18 protein-coding genes are annotated in these 14,319 nt (G+C 55.4%); 14 read left to right on the plus strand and 4 right to left on the minus strand.

Annotation, left to right across the window (positions count from 1 at the left end; translation table 11 throughout):
* Positions 1–21 precede the first annotated feature (21 nt).
* Both sbmA and ACQG0S_RS04635 read left to right on the plus strand, forming a co-directional pair.
* Positions 22–1,242 carry a peptide antibiotic transporter SbmA gene (gene sbmA, locus ACQG0S_RS04630; protein WP_022647202.1) on the plus strand — a complete coding sequence of 407 codons (1,221 nt, stop codon included), beginning with the start codon at positions 22–24 and terminating at the stop codon, positions 1,240–1,242.
* A 12-nt stretch (positions 1,243–1,254) separates the two neighbouring features.
* Entirely contained in the window at positions 1,255–2,352 is a 1,098-nt protein-coding gene (locus ACQG0S_RS04635) for a DUF1615 domain-containing protein (protein WP_045622053.1), read from the plus strand.
* On the opposite strand, the gene ACQG0S_RS04640 is transcribed toward ACQG0S_RS04635, so the two are convergent.
* Positions 2,353–2,655 carry a DUF2755 family protein gene (locus tag ACQG0S_RS04640; protein ID WP_003859159.1) on the minus strand — a complete coding sequence of 101 codons (303 nt, stop codon included), beginning with the start codon at positions 2,653–2,655 and terminating at the stop codon, positions 2,353–2,355.
* Positions 2,656–2,903: 248 nt separating this feature from the next.
* Between ACQG0S_RS04640 and ACQG0S_RS04645 the strand changes: the two genes are divergently transcribed.
* Complete coding sequence (locus tag ACQG0S_RS04645) at positions 2,904–3,122, plus strand: DUF2754 domain-containing protein (RefSeq protein ID WP_022647204.1); 219 nt, start codon at positions 2,904–2,906, stop codon at positions 3,120–3,122.
* Positions 3,123–3,125: 3 nt separating this feature from the next.
* Here the strand turns inward: ACQG0S_RS04645 and ddlA are convergent, their stop codons facing one another.
* Positions 3,126–4,223, minus strand: a complete 1,098-nt coding sequence (gene ddlA, locus ACQG0S_RS04650) for a D-alanine--D-alanine ligase (RefSeq protein ID WP_048966047.1) — start codon at positions 4,221–4,223, stop codon at positions 3,126–3,128.
* Between the two features lie 104 nt (positions 4,224–4,327).
* Here ddlA and ACQG0S_RS04655 point away from each other — a divergent pair, with 104 nt between their 5' ends.
* The 5 genes from ACQG0S_RS04655 (at position 4,328) to adrA (ending at position 8,685) form a co-directional block, all read left to right on the plus strand.
* Positions 4,328–5,011: an extensin family protein gene (locus ACQG0S_RS04655; RefSeq protein WP_023299422.1), complete on the plus strand. Its 684-nt coding sequence runs from the start codon at positions 4,328–4,330 to the stop codon at positions 5,009–5,011.
* A 169-nt stretch (positions 5,012–5,180) separates the two neighbouring features.
* Positions 5,181–6,404 (plus strand): multidrug efflux MFS transporter, encoded by a 1,224-nt coding sequence (locus ACQG0S_RS04660; RefSeq protein WP_023299423.1) that lies wholly within the window; start codon positions 5,181–5,183, stop codon positions 6,402–6,404.
* Positions 6,405–6,603: 199 nt separating this feature from the next.
* A complete protein-coding gene (iraP, locus tag ACQG0S_RS04665; RefSeq protein ID WP_003859148.1) occupies positions 6,604–6,864 on the plus strand; it encodes an anti-adapter protein IraP in 261 nt (86 codons plus the stop codon).
* Between the two features lie 294 nt (positions 6,865–7,158).
* Positions 7,159–7,479 (plus strand): phosphate starvation-inducible protein PsiF, encoded by a 321-nt coding sequence (psiF, locus tag ACQG0S_RS04670; protein ID WP_023299425.1) that lies wholly within the window; start codon positions 7,159–7,161, stop codon positions 7,477–7,479.
* Positions 7,480–7,581: 102 nt separating this feature from the next.
* Positions 7,582–8,685 carry a diguanylate cyclase AdrA gene (gene adrA / locus ACQG0S_RS04675; RefSeq protein WP_048966048.1) on the plus strand — a complete coding sequence of 368 codons (1,104 nt, stop codon included), beginning with the start codon at positions 7,582–7,584 and terminating at the stop codon, positions 8,683–8,685.
* A gap of 16 nt (positions 8,686–8,701) precedes the next feature.
* On the opposite strand, the gene proC is transcribed toward adrA, so the two are convergent.
* Entirely contained in the window at positions 8,702–9,511 is an 810-nt protein-coding gene (proC, locus tag ACQG0S_RS04680; protein WP_038415461.1) for a pyrroline-5-carboxylate reductase, read from the minus strand.
* 97 nt (positions 9,512–9,608) lie between these two features.
* Here proC and ACQG0S_RS04685 point away from each other — a divergent pair, with 97 nt between their 5' ends.
* From ACQG0S_RS04685 to ppnP, 5 genes are all read left to right on the plus strand, one after another.
* Positions 9,609–10,067, plus strand: coding sequence for a YaiI/YqxD family protein (locus ACQG0S_RS04685; protein ID WP_022647211.1), 459 nt, complete (start codon positions 9,609–9,611; stop codon positions 10,065–10,067).
* Positions 10,068–10,211: 144 nt separating this feature from the next.
* The gene (gene aroL / locus ACQG0S_RS04690; RefSeq protein ID WP_023299428.1) at positions 10,212–10,736 is read left to right on the plus strand and encodes a shikimate kinase AroL; all 525 of its coding nucleotides are present in this window, start codon (positions 10,212–10,214) and stop codon (positions 10,734–10,736) included.
* Between the two features lie 44 nt (positions 10,737–10,780).
* A complete protein-coding gene (gene yaiA, locus ACQG0S_RS04695; protein WP_023299429.1) occupies positions 10,781–10,972 on the plus strand; it encodes a protein YaiA in 192 nt (63 codons plus the stop codon).
* A gap of 236 nt (positions 10,973–11,208) precedes the next feature.
* Positions 11,209–11,886 carry an AroM family protein gene (locus ACQG0S_RS04700; protein WP_003859133.1) on the plus strand — a complete coding sequence of 226 codons (678 nt, stop codon included), beginning with the start codon at positions 11,209–11,211 and terminating at the stop codon, positions 11,884–11,886.
* 71 nt (positions 11,887–11,957) lie between these two features.
* Positions 11,958–12,245, plus strand: a complete 288-nt coding sequence (gene ppnP, locus ACQG0S_RS04705; RefSeq protein ID WP_003859131.1) for a pyrimidine/purine nucleoside phosphorylase — start codon at positions 11,958–11,960, stop codon at positions 12,243–12,245.
* A 47-nt stretch (positions 12,246–12,292) separates the two neighbouring features.
* On the opposite strand, the gene rdgC is transcribed toward ppnP, so the two are convergent.
* Positions 12,293–13,207, minus strand: coding sequence for a recombination-associated protein RdgC (gene rdgC, locus ACQG0S_RS04710; RefSeq protein WP_006809928.1), 915 nt, complete (start codon positions 13,205–13,207; stop codon positions 12,293–12,295).
* A gap of 123 nt (positions 13,208–13,330) precedes the next feature.
* On the opposite strand from rdgC, the gene mak reads away from it, so the two are divergent.
* Positions 13,331–14,236 carry a fructokinase gene (gene mak, locus ACQG0S_RS04715; protein WP_048966050.1) on the plus strand — a complete coding sequence of 302 codons (906 nt, stop codon included), beginning with the start codon at positions 13,331–13,333 and terminating at the stop codon, positions 14,234–14,236.
* Positions 14,237–14,319: the final 83 nt, after the last annotated feature.

Raw genomic sequence — 14,319 nt, forward strand, 5'->3', positions numbered from 1 at the left:
TAACAACAAGAAGGAAGCACAATGTTTAAGTCTTTTTTCCCAAAGCCGGGGCCCTTTTTCCTGTCGGCATTTATTTGGGCACTGCTGGCTGTCATTTTCTGGCAGGCCGGTGGCGGCGCGTGGCTGACCCGTCTTACGGGGGCAACGGGCGACATTCCCATTAGCGCTGCGCGCTTCTGGTCCATGAGCTATCTGCTTTTCTACGCCTATTACATGCTCTGCGTGGGGCTTTTTGCCATGTTCTGGTTTATCTATTCGCCTCACCGCTGGCAATACTGGTCGATTCTCGGCACGTCGTTAATCATCTTTGTCACCTGGTTCCTGGTGGAAGTGGGCGTGGCGGTCAACGCCTGGTATGCGCCGTTTTACGATCTGATCCAGACGGCGCTGAGTTCGCCGCATAAAGTGACCATTAACCAGTTCTACCATGAGGTGGGGATCTTCCTCGGCATCGCCCTCATCGCCGTGGTGATCGGCGTGATGAATAACTTTTTCGTCAGTCACTATGTGTTCCGCTGGCGTACCGCGATGAACGAACACTATATGGCGCACTGGCAGCACCTGCGTCATATCGAAGGTGCCGCACAGCGTGTGCAGGAAGACACCATGCGTTTTGCCTCTACACTGGAAGATATGGGCGTGAGCTTTATTAATGCCATCATGACGCTGATCGCCTTCCTGCCGGTGCTGGTGACGCTCTCATCCCACGTTCCGGAACTGCCGATTGTCGGCCATCTGCCGTACGGCCTGGTCATTGCCGCGATTGTCTGGTCGCTGATGGGAACGGGACTGCTGGCAGTGGTGGGGATCAAGCTGCCGGGGCTGGAATTTAAAAACCAGCGCGTGGAAGCGGCCTACCGTAAAGAGCTGGTGTATGGTGAAGACGATCCCAACCGTGCGTCACCGCCTACCGTGCGTGAGCTGTTTGGCGCCGTACGTCGTAATTACTTCCGCCTCTATTTCCATTACATGTATTTCAATATCGCGCGCATCCTTTATCTTCAGGTTGATAACGTTTTCGGGTTGTTCCTGCTGTTCCCGTCCATCGTTGCGGGTACGATTACACTCGGTCTGATGACCCAGATCACCAACGTTTTTGGTCAGGTTCGCGGTTCGTTCCAGTACCTGATTAGCTCCTGGACTACGCTGGTGGAGCTGATGTCCATCTACAAACGTTTACGCAGTTTCGAGCGTGAGCTGGACGATAAGGATTTGCAGGAAGTCACCCATACATTAGGTTAAAAAGGAATTGCTATGCCATTTGCCGTACCACGTGCATTACCGCTGACGTTACTCGCCGCCGTCGTGCTGGCGGGCTGTGCCGAGAAAGGGACTACCCCGCTCAAAGAAGGGGAGAAGCCCGTTGATGTGGCGAGCGTGGTGCGGCAAAAAATGCCCGCCAGCGTGAAGGATCGCAGTGAGTGGGCTGATGCGCTGGCAACGACCTTCAAAAGTCAGAAGATCGCGCCTACCGAGGAGAACATCTGCTCGGTGCTGGCGGTGGCGCAGCAGGAATCGATGTATCAGTCAGATCCTGTTGTGCCTGGCCTGAACAAAATCGCCTGGAAGGAGATCGACCGCCGGGCCGAATCGATGCATATCCCGGTTTTCCTGGTACATACCGCCCTTAAAATCACCTCGCCAAACGGGAAAAGCTACAGCGAACGGCTGGATACGGTGAAAACCGAGAGGCAGCTCAGCGCCATTTTCGATGATTTCATCAATATGGTGCCGATGGGGCAGAAGCTGTTTGGCTCGCTGAATCCGGTACATACCGGCGGTCCGATGCAGGTAAGCATCGCATTTGCGGAAAAGCATACCGACGGCTATCCGTGGGAGATCGACGGTACGGTGCGTCAGGAAGTCTTCTCCCTGCGCGGTGGGCTGTGGTTTGGGACGTATCACCTGCTGAATTATCCGGCCAACTACGATAAACCGCTGTATCGTTTTGCCGACTTTAACGCGGGCTGGTATGCCAGCCGAAATGCAGCCTTCCAGAATGCGGTAAGCCGCGCCAGCGGTGTGAAGCTCGCTTTGGATGGCGATCTCATTGCATACGGCAGCAGCGAGGCAGGGTCCACCGAACGGGCAGTGCGAAAAATTTCGACGAAACTGGAGATGAGCAACAGTGACATTCGCCGACAGCTGGAGAAGGGTGACAGCCTGGCGTTTGAGAAAACGGATCTGTATAAGCAGGTTTTCGCGCTTGCAGAGAAGAAAAGTGGAAAGGCACTACCCAGAGCCATTCTGCCAGGCATTCAGCTTGAAAGCCCGAAGATCACGCGTAACCTGACGACCGCATGGTTCGCAAAACGCGTGGACGATCGTCGGGCTCGCTGTATGGGACTGTAATCAGTGGCGGTTGCGCCAGCGCAGCACGAGCGCAATCACGCCCAGAACCATGCTGCCCGCGAGGAAGGGAATGAGCCCGAATACGGTGCTCACGCCTAAACCGATTTCAACGCGCGGGCGGCCGGTATCCTGCACCTGCATCAGATGCTCATACACGCCAGGGGCATGCACCAGCATGTTCAGCAGTTGGGTTCCTGCCCAGAAACAAAACAGAACAAACAGGGCATAGGCAATATTCCCCGCCGTGGAGGTTTTTGGTTGTTTTCCGCCAAAAATCGGTTTCGACAATGTAAAGTCTGCCATAAGACCTCCCGAAAATATCACTCTGTTTTAATACGCGTCGTACAGGGTGAGTGTGACAGGTCATAGCATTTGTCAATATCAGAATCGTGGGAAATTCGGCTCAGGATTTCTCCTGGATTGTCGATTTCTGCATCACGTCACAAATTGATAACATAAGTGAAACTACGCTGCTTTTCAGAATTTACGTATCCGCCACAGACGGCTTTATCAAACTGTGAGAGGATAGTTTTTTTTCTGCCGGAGTTGTCATGAAGCTCACTTCCAAACTACGCCGTGACTGGCATTACTACGCCTTTGCGATCGGGCTGATCTTTATACTCAACGGTGTTGTCGGGCTGCTGGGATTTGAAGCGAAGGGCTGGCAAACCTATGCGGTTGGGCTGGTGACCTGGGTAATCAGTTTCTGGCTGGCGGGATTCATTATCCGCCGTCGTCCCGATGAGACGACGGCAGAGAAAGCCGACTAACCGTCAGTTAACAGAGCTTTTCAGGGCGCTGTCAGCGGCGTGACGCTCCAGCGCCAGTTCAATCAGGCGGGTGATCAGTTCCGGATAGCTTATTCCGCTGGCCTGCCACAATTTCGGGTACATGCTGATATTGGTAAAGCCCGGCAGGGTGTTGATTTCGTTAATCACCACCTCGTTATCCGCCGTCAGAAACACATCGACGCGCGCCATCCCACTGCATCCCAGCGCCTGATAGGCTTCAACGGCGATCGCCCGGATCTTGTCGTTAACGTCAGGATCGAGCGCGGCGGGAACCACAACCTGGGCACCTTTGTCGTCAATATATTTGGTGTCGTAGGAGTAGAAGCCGCTATTCAGCACCACTTCACCACAGGTACTCGCCTGCGGGAAGTCGTTACCCAGTACGGCGCACTCAATTTCGCGCCCGTTAATTCCCTGCTCAACCACCACCTTGTGGTCAAACTCAAAGGCCAGACGAACGGCATCGTTAAACTGTGCTTCGCTGGTGACTTTGCTGACGCCGACGGACGAGCCCTGATTCGCCGGTTTCACGAACAGCGGCAGGCCGAGTTGCGCCTGGATCTGCGCGAAGCTGTGTTTATCGCGGTTGGCGCGAGTGAGCGTGACGAACGGTGCAATATTCAGACCGGCGTCGCGCAGCAGACGTTTAGTGACGTCTTTATCCATGCAGGCGGCAGAACCCAGCACATCGGAGCCGACAAACGGCAGGTTCGCCATCCGCAACATGCCTTGCAGGGAGCCGTCTTCGCCCAGCGTGCCGTGAACGATAGGGAACACCACGTCAATCTGTGCCAGCACCTGCGCGTTCCCGGCATCGATAAGCTGTCCCTGTGCCACGCCTGGAACCGTTGCGACGCTGATATCAGAAGGATTAAGGGCGATGCGCGCCGGATCATCAGCGTTTAACAGATACTGGCTGGCATCGTTAACATGCCATTGGCCCTGTTTATCAATGCCCAGCAGCAGCACGTCAAAACGGCTTTTATCAATCGCATCAACGATATTTTTAGCCGATTGCAATGACACCTCGTGCTCTGATGATTTTCCCCCAAAGACAATACCTACGCGCTGCTTTGCCATCTCACTCTCTTCCAGTCTGACGAAAAGCCAATAACATACCACGATGCCCGGCGGGTTTCGCGGCCTTCTGCCATAATGTTTTGAGGGATGTTGAAGGGGGGCGCGTGAAAGGAAAAGGTCTGCTTATTCTTATTGTTATTGCCGGGATCGCCACGGTGGGCTACCGCTGGTTGCCGCCGCATTACAACCCTTTCGTGCCGCTTACGCTTGACGATCCGCCTGGAAAAATAACCCAGTTTAAACTCCGGCGCTTAACGCCGCAGGCGTGCGAAAACCTGTTAGCGCAGGCGAATCAACGCCAGCTTATCCGTACCCAGGCGGTCGCTGACAGCGCCGGTGAGTGTCCGCTGAGTAACGTGGTGCGCGTGCGCGATTTTGGCCCGGTCAGCCTGAACGGCAGCTTTATTGCCAGTTGCCCGCTGGCGTTAAGCTCGGCGCTGTTTGTCAGCCAGCAGGCCCGGCCGCTCACCAAAACCTGGACCGGCAGCGAGCTTACGCGTATTGAACATCTGGGCAGCTTCGCCTGCCGCAATATCTACAGCCGCCCGGATGCGCGGCGCAGCGAACATGCCACGGCGGATGCGCTGGATATCAGCGCTTTCAGGCTGGCAAACGGACAGCGTGTTACCGTCCTCAACGGCTGGAAAGCGGAAAAGACGCAGCCCTGGCTACAGGCGCTGCTGTCGGCAAGCTGCGGCTATTACGGTAACGGTCTGGGGCCGGACTACAATGCCGCCCATGCCAACCATTTCCATCTGGGAATGCGCGGCTATGGCTTATGTCGATGAAGCATAATCTTCCGCCGAAAATTGGATAGATTGTGACTTATCTCACAAATATGATGACTGGGAAGATAAAACACCAAAGTCTGCAAGGCCGCATCTCTGGCGCTATGTCATTGCGCGTAACTTGCTAATCTGTCGGCGAATTCGCCTAAAAATGAAGACTATTTCTGTTATGGAATCCTGGAAAGTTAACCTCATTTCAGTCTGGTTCGGCTGCTTCTTCACCGGACTGGCTATCAGCCAGATATTGCCCTTCCTGCCGCTTTACGTGTCGCAGCTGGGGGTCACTTCCCATGAAGCGCTCTCTATGTGGTCCGGCCTGACGTTCAGCGTGACGTTTCTGGTGTCCGCCATTGTGTCACCGATGTGGGGCAGCCTTGCGGATCGCAAGGGGCGCAAGTTGATGCTGCTCCGCGCCTCGCTGGGGATGGCGATAGCCATTTTGCTCCAGGCCTTCGCCACCAACGTCTGGCAGCTGTTTATTCTGCGGGCGATAATGGGGCTGACCTCCGGGTACATTCCGAATGCCATGGCGCTGGTGGCCTCACAGGTACCGCGCGAGCGGAGCGGCTGGGCACTCAGCACGCTTTCCACGGCCCAGATTAGCGGTGTAATTGGCGGCCCCCTGCTCGGCGGCTTCCTGGCTGACCATGTTGGGCTGCGCGCGGTCTTTATCATTACCGCCATCCTGCTAACGGTCAGCTTTCTGGTCACCCTTTTTCTGATTAAAGAGGGCGGTCGGCCTGTCGTCAGCAAATCAGAACGCCTGAGCGGAAAGGCGGTTTTCGCCTCGCTACCTTATCCTGGCCTGATGATTAGCCTTTTTGTGACAACGATGGTGATCCAGCTCTGTAACGGCTCGGTGGGACCGATTCTGGCGCTGTTTATCAAGTCGATGGCACCGGACAGCAGCAACATTGCTTTTCTGAGCGGGATGATTGCCGCCGTGCCGGGCGTGTCGGCGCTGATGTCCGCTCCGCGTCTGGGGAAACTGGGCGACAGGATCGGTACGGCGCGTATCCTGATGGCGACGCTCATCATTGCGGTGATCCTTTTCTTTGCCATGTCGTTCGTCACGACACCGCTTCAGCTCGGGGTGTTGCGCTTCCTGCTTGGCTTCGCGGATGGTGCTATGCTGCCCGCTGTACAGACGCTGCTGGTGAAATATTCCAGTGACCAGGTAACCGGCCGCATTTTTGGCTACAACCAGTCGTTCATGTATTTAGGCAACGTAGCGGGCCCGCTTATTGGCGCCTCGGTCTCGGCGATGGCGGGTTTCCGCTGGGTATTTGCCGCGACGGCGGTGGTGGTGCTTCTTAATATTATTCAACTGGCCTTTGCCTTGCGCCGTCGCCGGCGAATCGCTGAGGCAAAGTCAGCCCGGCAAACACGATAATATATTATTAATTCTTATGATGGCCGCATTTTTATATAACGAAATGCGGCTCCTGTCTTTTAGAAAAACGTTTCGCTTGCGCTTTGAAATATCTTTTTTGGCAGCAATGTCACTTTTGCATAAGATAAAACCAATCCATGCTTTTCATTATTCAGTGAGGGTGTTAATTTCAGGGGAAATCACATAAGGACATAGCACCATGAAAAATCTCATTGCTGAGTTGTTGGTTAAGCTTGCCCAAAAGGAAGAAGAGTCGAAAGAGCTGGTTGCCCAGGTCGAGGCGCTGGAGATCGTTGTGACGGCGCTGCTGCGACAGATGGCAAAACCAGAGCAGGAGGCGTTGATCGACAACGTTGAAGGCGCGCTGGAAAAAGCTCGCCCTGATTCACAGGTGCCTGCAGAGGACGCGGAGCTGCTTCAGCAATACGTAAAGAAGCTTTTAAGGCATCCTCGCAGTTAACCGGCCAGAGGTGAAATGACGTGTCACAGAATTGTCATGCAGGATGCCTGGCGTCGCTCTGTTTTTATTTTTACCCTGTTACCATGGGGAAATTAAAATGAAGCAGAGCACACTTTTCACCGCATTAAACTCGCTCGTAATTACCTCCTCCGTTCCTGCGAAACCGGTTAATAATAAACGCGCTGCGACGGGACTGAAATAACCCTGGATCACGGTGAAAATCATGGCCGCAGGGTGGTTTTTTTCCCGTAACGAACCAGACTTAACGTGGAACTTCACATAAAGGATGGTGCAATGAAAACAACAATACTGGTTACCCTGCTCTCTGGCCTGTGTCTGATCGCCTCAGCACATGCGGAAGAGAAAACGTTAACGCCCCAGCAGCAGCGCATGACGACCTGTAACCAACAGGCGACCTCGCAAAGTCTGAAAGGGGATGCCCGTAAAACGTATATGAGCGGCTGCCTTAAAAATGGTACGACCAAACCGGGTGAAAAAAGCCTGACCCCGCAGCAGCAAAAAATGCGCGAGTGCAATGCCCAGGCGACACAGCAGATGCTGAAAGGCGACGATCGCAGCAAGTTTATGAGCGCGTGCCTGAAAAAACAGGCGTAGTGCTAACGGGTGAGCCACGGCTGTGGCTCACCCAAAATTTCATACTTTCCCCGCTATCCCCCTCTCTATAATTTGGGAAAATGTTTCAGAATATTCCCAAAAATGATGAATGATGAGTTTTATGACAATCACGAGAACATTCGGGAAGCGTGGTATCAGCAGCTTTCTCAGGATGACTCATACCGTTCCGGTCTGCGATTTGCCTGGCGAATACGGCTGGCACGCATCGTTGGTCTGGCGGCGCTGTTTGTTCCGCTTGCCAGCGTTCTGGTGAGTCAGCTTCTTTCTGGCGTCTGGTGGTTGCTATTGGTGGGCTGGGTCTTTGTCTGGCCCCATCTGGCCTGGCAGCTGGCTTTTCGTTCGACCTGCCCCCACAGCGGTGAAATCGTTAATCTGAAAATCGATGCCATCATTGCTGGCGTCTGGATGGGCTTAATAGGGTTCAATGCGCTGCCAACGGCGGCGCTGATCGTGATGATCGGCATGAACATGATGGGATCGGGGGGATGCCGCTTATTTCTGACAGGACTTGCGCTGCTTGCTCTGTCTGCCCTGCTCACCGTGCAATCCACGGGTACTCCTGTGCTATTGACCTCTGAACCGCTGGCGTTGTGGCTGACGCTCCCCGTGCTGGTGGTCTACCCCATGCTGTTTGCCTGGCTCAGCCACCGCACGGCGATCCGGCTGGCAGAGCATAAGCGTCGGCTTGAGCTGATGAGTACCCGCGACGGAATGACCGGCGTGTTCAATCGCCGTCACTGGGAAACGTTGCTGCGTAACGAATTTGAGGCCTGCCGTCGCAGCCATCGACAGGCGACGATACTGCTCATCGATATCGATCACTTCAAGACGATCAACGACACCTGGGGGCATGACGTGGGGGATGAAGCGATTGTCGCCATCACGCGCCAGCTTCAGCTGACCCTGCGCGCAGGCGATTATATTGGCCGCTTCGGGGGAGATGAATTTGCGGTGATCATGTCCGGCACGCCTGCCGACAATGCGATTGCGGCGATGGCGCGCGTCCATGAAAGGCTGGTCAACATGCCGCTACACGGAGCACCTATGGCGAGGTTGTGTATCAGCGTTGGGGTTGCCCCCTGGGGGGCGCAGTTCACGCACTATCGTGAATGGCTAAAGGCCGCGGACGTGGCCCTCTATAAAGCCAAAAATGCCGGACGGGGTCGCACCGAAGTGGCCGCCTGACGCCCGGCGTTACGCATCAGGACTTACTCAGCTTCTCTGATTTTTCCATGCATTTTTCCATCGCCTCGATCACGGCGGAGCGGAACCCGCGCTCTTCCAGCACGCGCACGGCTTCAATGGTTGTGCCACCCGGCGAGCACACCATATCTTTCAGTTCGCCCGGATGTTTACCCGTTTCCAGCACCATTTTGGCCGAGCCCATCACCGCCTGCGCCGCAAATTTGTAGGCCTGCGCGCGCGGCATACCGCCAAGTACGGCGGCATCGGCCATGGCTTCGATAAACATAAAGACATACGCCGGGGCAGAACCGCTCACGCCGACAACCGGGTGGATCATCGGTTCGGCAATCACTTCCGCTTCGCCGAAGCAGCGGAAAATGTTCAATACATCCGCCACCTCTTCAGAAGTAACCAGCGCGTTTGGGGTAACGGAGGTCATACCGGCATTTACCAGCGACGGGGTGTTTGGCATGGCGCGAACAATCTTACGGTCGTGCCCCAGCGCGCGGGCGAGCTGGTCGAGGGTCACGCCTGCGGCAATCGACACCACCAGGCTCTCTTTGTTCAGGCTGGAGGTGATCTCGCTCAGGACTTTAATCATGATATTCGGCTTAACGGCGCCAAAGACAATGTCCGCCACCTGAGCCACTTCCTGCGCGCTTTCGGCGGCGTTGATACCATACTCATCACGCAGCGCCGCGACTTTATCCGGGGATGGGGTATAGACCCAAATCTGCCCCGGCAGCACCTGGCCGCTGGCTATCAGTCCACCGAGGATAGCTTTACCCATGTTTCCGCAGCCGATAAACCCGATTTTCTTATCCATCACGTCTCTCCGTTATTATGCGTTGTTATCTCTCATTGATAGCTTAACAACGAAATGCAGGCGACAATAGTCGCCAGAATCATAATGGGGAGACACTATGGCGATTTGGGTTGATGCGGACGCGTGTCCGAATGTGATTAAAGAGATTTTATTCCGCGCCGCCGAGCGGGTGCAGATGCCGATGACGCTGGTGGCGAACCAGAATATCCGCGTGCCGCCCTCCAGGTTCATTCGTTCTCTGCGCGTGCCGGCCGGGTTCGACGTGGCAGATAATGAGATAGTACGCCTGTGTGACGCAGGAGATCTGGTGATCACCGCGGATATCCCGCTGGCTGCCGACGTGCTGGCGAAGGGGGCCGCGGCGCTTAACCCGCGCGGAGAACGCTATTCGCCGGCAACGATCCGGGAGAAGCTCACCATGCGTGATTTTATGGATACCCTGCGTTCCAGCGGCGTGCAAACCGGTGGGCCGGACAGCCTGTCGCAGCGCGATCGCCAGCAGTTTGCCGCCGAGCTGGATAAATGGCTGCTGGAAGTGAAGCGCCGCCCGGCGTAGCCCACCTCCGGGCTGTTTTGTGGTACAGTGTGGCTTCCACAGGCTTGTCATTCCGTACCGCTTTGCAGTAAAGTTAGCGCAACATCTTCTGCAATCATTTCTTTACAGCCTTCAGTTATCCGGCAGCAAGGGGAACACCTGGTTATGAACCCACCCATCTTTTTAGTTGGCCCTCGCGGCTGTGGGAAAACCACCGTTGGTCTGGAGCTGGCGCGTCTGTGCCAGAGTCAGTTTATCGATACTGACCACTGGCTCCAGGAGAATGCCGGTAAGACCATCGCCGATATCGTGGAGAATGAGGGGTGGGAGAGCTTTCGTGCGCGCGAAACGGCCACGCTGGAAGCGGTGACCGCGCCGTCAACCGTGATTGCGACCGGTGGAGGCATTATTCTGGCGCCGTATAACCGCCAGTTTATGCGCGAAAAGGGTGTCGTAATCTACCTCTGTGCACCGGTTTCTACGCTGGTGGGGCGGCTGGAGGCGTTTCCGGAAGAAGGGCAGCGCCCGGCGCTGACCGCGAAACCGCTGAGTGAAGAGGTCAGCGAGGTCCTCGCCGAACGCGATGCACTGTACCGCGAGGCGGCACACCACGTTGTGGATGCGTCAGCGTCACCCGAGAAAGTTGCGATTCAGATTATTACCGCCCTGCGTTTGGCTTGCGCCAGCTGACAGCCGTCTATACTCATAGCTCAGACATAAAAAAAGGATGAGCTATGCCAACCAGACCTCCCTATCCACGTGAAGCCCGCATCGTTACCGTTGAAAAAGGTAATAGCGATCGGACCGTAACCTGGTACCAGCTGCGTGCCGATCACCCTAAACCTGATTCGCTGATCAGCGAACATGAAACCGAACAGGAAGCGCTGGATGCGAAACGGCGCTATGAGGATCCCGAGAAGTCCTGACAAGAATCCGAATTCGTTACAACCGTGCCTGAATCACACTTTTAACTTATCGCTGATGTTAAGCAGCAGTTAATATTTAGTTATTACAGGTAGATTTGGAAAGGCCAGTCGATCTTTACATTACGGTGTAGAGATCCCCTGCTACGCTTGGTGCTGTTTTGTTGAATAAATGAACAGTGCAGCGTAGTGAGCCTGTACCTGTGTGGCAGTAGTGGTAGTAACGGAAGGCGATCAAAATGAAGGCGACGTTGGCGATCCTCACGATTGGTGTGGTCCCTGTAAGCGAAGTATTACCGCTCTTAACCGAGCATGTCTCTGAACAACAAATTACGCATCTCAGTCTGTTAGGGAAGCTGAGTCGGGAAGAGGTCATGGAAGACTACGCAGTCGGGGAGGGGGAAGATCCCCTGGCAACGTTACTCAGTGACGGTAAACTGGCGCACGTGTCACGCCAGAAAATTGAGCGCGCGCTACAGGGTGTGATCGAAGTGCTCGACAATCAGGACTATGACGTCATTTTGCTGATGAGCACAGCACCCGTTAAAGGACTCAGCGCGCGTAATGCCATTCTGCTCGAACCGATGCGGATTATCCCCCCGCTGGTGGCGTCAATTGTTGATGGTCATCAGGTGGGCGTTATCGTTCCCGTAGAAGAACTGCTGGATAACCAGACGGTGAAGTGGGCCGCGCTGGAGCACACCCCGCTGTACGCGCTGGCTAACCCGTTCTGGGACAGCGAAGCGAAGCTAATTGCGGCCGGGCAGGAGTTGATCGACAGAGGGGCGGATGTCCTGATGCTCGACTGCCTGGGCTTCCATCAACGGCATCGTGATTTACTGCAAAAGGCGCTGGATGTTCCGGTGCTGCTCTCTAACGTCCTGATGGCGCGTCTGGCGTCAGAATTGCTGGTGTAATGATTTTGCGTGACAGGTCATGAGCATGGCCCCTATAGTGGATTTTTCTCTATAAATATAAGGGCCAGTTCATGCTTCAAAGTAACGAATACTTTTCCGGTAAAGTGAAATCCATTGGTTTTACCAGCAGCAGCACTGGCCGCGCCAGTGTCGGCGTCATGGCGGAAGGGGAATACACCTTTGGCACCGCAGAAGCGGAAGAGATGACGGTGGTCAGTGGTGCGCTGAACGTCCTGCTGCCGGGTGAAACGGAGTGGAAAGTCTATAGTGCCGGGCAGGTGTTCAACGTGCCGGGCCACAGCGAGTTCCATTTGCAGGTTGCAGAGCCAACCTCTTATCTGTGCCGCTATCTGAAATAAAAGCATGCCGGGTGGCGCATTCGCTTACCCGGCCTACGTTTTGCCTGTCAACGCTGCGCTTCGCCGCCGAGACCTTCCACCAGGTTCTGGATCAGCGCCGCCAGCTCGCCGGTCATCAGGATAAAGTCTGCGTCAAAGCGCTGAGCATAATCTTCGCGGTCGATATCTTCGTTCTGATCGCGCAGTTCATCGCAGAATTTAAGGCGCTTCACGGAGCCGTCATCACACATCACAAACTGAATGCGCTGCTGCCAGTCGAGTGCCAGTTTAGTCACCACTTTGCCCGCTTCAATGTGCACGGCGATCTCGTCGCTCACCAGATCCTGTTTCTTCGCGCGGATCACGCCGCCATCTTCCAGCAGCGCTTTCAGCTCTGCTTCATCAAGGATCTGGAAGCCCTGCGCGGCAGTCCCGCTGCGCACCCACTCAGTCAGGGTCAGCTCAATCGGCGTCTCCAGTGCCAGCGGTACCACCGGTAATGAGCCAAGGCTCTTACGCAGCAGCGCCAGCGTATCTTCCGCTTTTTTGGCGCTGGCGCAGTCGACCATGATCAGCCCGTTCACGGTGTCGATCCACATCATGGTCTGGCTAAAGCGGCTAAAGGCGCGCGGCAGCAGCGAGTGCAGCACTTCATCCTTCAGTGAATCTTTTTCGGTTTTTTTAAGCTTACGGCCCTGTTCAGCTTCCAGCTTGAAGATCTTCGCTTCGAGCGCCTGCTTCACCACAGGCGTCGGCAGGATCTTCTCTTCTTTGCGGGCGCAAACGATGATTTGCCCCGTGCTGCTGGCGTGGGTCAGCGCATCGCTTTGAGAACCCATTGGCGGAACCCAGCCGGTTTTTGCCATATCCTGGCTACCGCAAGGGGTAAAGGAGTAAGCGGCTAACTGTTTTTCCATCTCTTCTGCACGCAGCGAAACGTCGCGGCTGAGACGGTAAACCATCAAATTTTTGAACCACAGCATGATAATTTCCACGGCCTTGTCGTTAAATCAGCGGGCATGATAACGAATTGTCGCATCGCTTGCATTGCTAATCGGGAAGTGGGCTTCTACTCTGTTGATAATCAAAATAATGAGGAGTGTCTTGTGCGTATTGGGATTGATTTGGGCGGCACCAAAACAGAAGTTATTGCGTTGAGCGAGCAGGGGGAGCAACTGTTTCGCCACCGTCTGCCTACGCCGCGCGATGATTATCACCAGACCATAGAGACGATTGCCCGTCTGGTCGATATGGCAGAGCAGGCAACGGGCGAGACGGGCACGGTCGGGATGGGGATCCCCGGCTCCATTTCGCCGTATACCGGCGTGGTGAAAAATGCCAACTCTACCTGGCTCAACGGTCAGCCCCTTGATAAAGACTTAAGCCAGCGTCTGAACCGGGAAGTGCGTCTGGCAAATGACGCTAACTGCCTGGCGGTCTCTGAGGCCGTAGATGGCGCAGCGGCTGGCGCGCAGACCGTATTTGCGGTCATTATCGGTACCGGCTGCGGGGCGGGCGTGGCCTTCGGTGGGCGCTCGCATATTGGCGGCAACGGCACCGCGGGTGAGTGGGGGCACAACCCGTTACCGTGGATGGACGAAGATGAACTCAAATACCGTGCCGAGGTGCCGTGCTACTGTGGCAAGCAGGGCTGTATTGAGACCTTTATTTCCGGCACGGGGTTTGCCACCGATTATCATCGTCTGAGCGGCCAGCCGCTGAAAGGCAACGAGATTATGCGTCTGGTTGAGGAGCAGGATCCGGTGGCTGAACTGGCGCTCAGCCGCTACGAAATGCGGTTGGCTAAATCACTGGCGCATGTGATCAATATCCTCGATCCGGACGTGATTGTGCTGGGCGGCGGCATGAGCAACGTTGACCGGCTGTACGCGACGGTGCCAACGCTGGTGAAACAGTGGGTATTTGGGGGCGAATGCGAAACGCCGATCCGCAAAGCCGTCCATGGAGATTCCAGCGGTGTGCGCGGCGCGGCGTGGCTCTGGCCGGAATAAACGCAAAACGGCAACTTGCGTTGCCGTTTTTGATGTTTGTACCCTCTCCCACAGAGAGAGGGCCAGGGTGAGGGCAACATCCC

This window comes from Enterobacter cloacae complex sp. 418I7 (assembly GCF_050030705.1).
Classification (GTDB): Bacteria; Pseudomonadota; Gammaproteobacteria; order Enterobacterales; family Enterobacteriaceae; genus Enterobacter; species Enterobacter intestinihominis.

What these genes read in the sequence shown, in the direction of transcription:
- iraP (WP_003859148.1), top strand. Translation starts at nt 6,604, where the DNA reads ATGAAAAATCTCATTGCTGAGTTGTTGGTTAAGCTTGCCCAAAAGGAA.
- ppnP (WP_003859131.1), top strand. Translation starts at nt 11,958, where the DNA reads ATGCTTCAAAGTAACGAATACTTTTCCGGTAAAGTGAAATCCATTGGT.
- ACQG0S_RS04635 (WP_045622053.1), top strand. Translation starts at nt 1,255, where the DNA reads ATGCCATTTGCCGTACCACGTGCATTACCGCTGACGTTACTCGCCGCC.
- ACQG0S_RS04660 (WP_023299423.1), top strand. Translation starts at nt 5,181, where the DNA reads ATGGAATCCTGGAAAGTTAACCTCATTTCAGTCTGGTTCGGCTGCTTC.
- ACQG0S_RS04640 (WP_003859159.1), bottom strand. Translation starts at nt 2,655, where the DNA reads ATGGCAGACTTTACATTGTCGAAACCGATTTTTGGCGGAAAACAACCA.
- ACQG0S_RS04700 (WP_003859133.1), top strand. Translation starts at nt 11,209, where the DNA reads ATGAAGGCGACGTTGGCGATCCTCACGATTGGTGTGGTCCCTGTAAGC.
- ACQG0S_RS04685 (WP_022647211.1), top strand. Translation starts at nt 9,609, where the DNA reads ATGGCGATTTGGGTTGATGCGGACGCGTGTCCGAATGTGATTAAAGAG.
- proC (WP_038415461.1), bottom strand. Translation starts at nt 9,511, where the DNA reads ATGGATAAGAAAATCGGGTTTATCGGCTGCGGAAACATGGGTAAAGCT.
- sbmA (WP_022647202.1), top strand. Translation starts at nt 22, where the DNA reads ATGTTTAAGTCTTTTTTCCCAAAGCCGGGGCCCTTTTTCCTGTCGGCA.
- ddlA (WP_048966047.1), bottom strand. Translation starts at nt 4,223, where the DNA reads ATGGCAAAGCAGCGCGTAGGTATTGTCTTTGGGGGAAAATCATCAGAG.
- yaiA (WP_023299429.1), top strand. Translation starts at nt 10,781, where the DNA reads ATGCCAACCAGACCTCCCTATCCACGTGAAGCCCGCATCGTTACCGTT.
- psiF (WP_023299425.1), top strand. Translation starts at nt 7,159, where the DNA reads ATGAAAACAACAATACTGGTTACCCTGCTCTCTGGCCTGTGTCTGATC.
- ACQG0S_RS04645 (WP_022647204.1), top strand. Translation starts at nt 2,904, where the DNA reads ATGAAGCTCACTTCCAAACTACGCCGTGACTGGCATTACTACGCCTTT.
- adrA (WP_048966048.1), top strand. Translation starts at nt 7,582, where the DNA reads ATGATGAATGATGAGTTTTATGACAATCACGAGAACATTCGGGAAGCG.
- aroL (WP_023299428.1), top strand. Translation starts at nt 10,212, where the DNA reads ATGAACCCACCCATCTTTTTAGTTGGCCCTCGCGGCTGTGGGAAAACC.
- rdgC (WP_006809928.1), bottom strand. Translation starts at nt 13,207, where the DNA reads ATGCTGTGGTTCAAAAATTTGATGGTTTACCGTCTCAGCCGCGACGTT.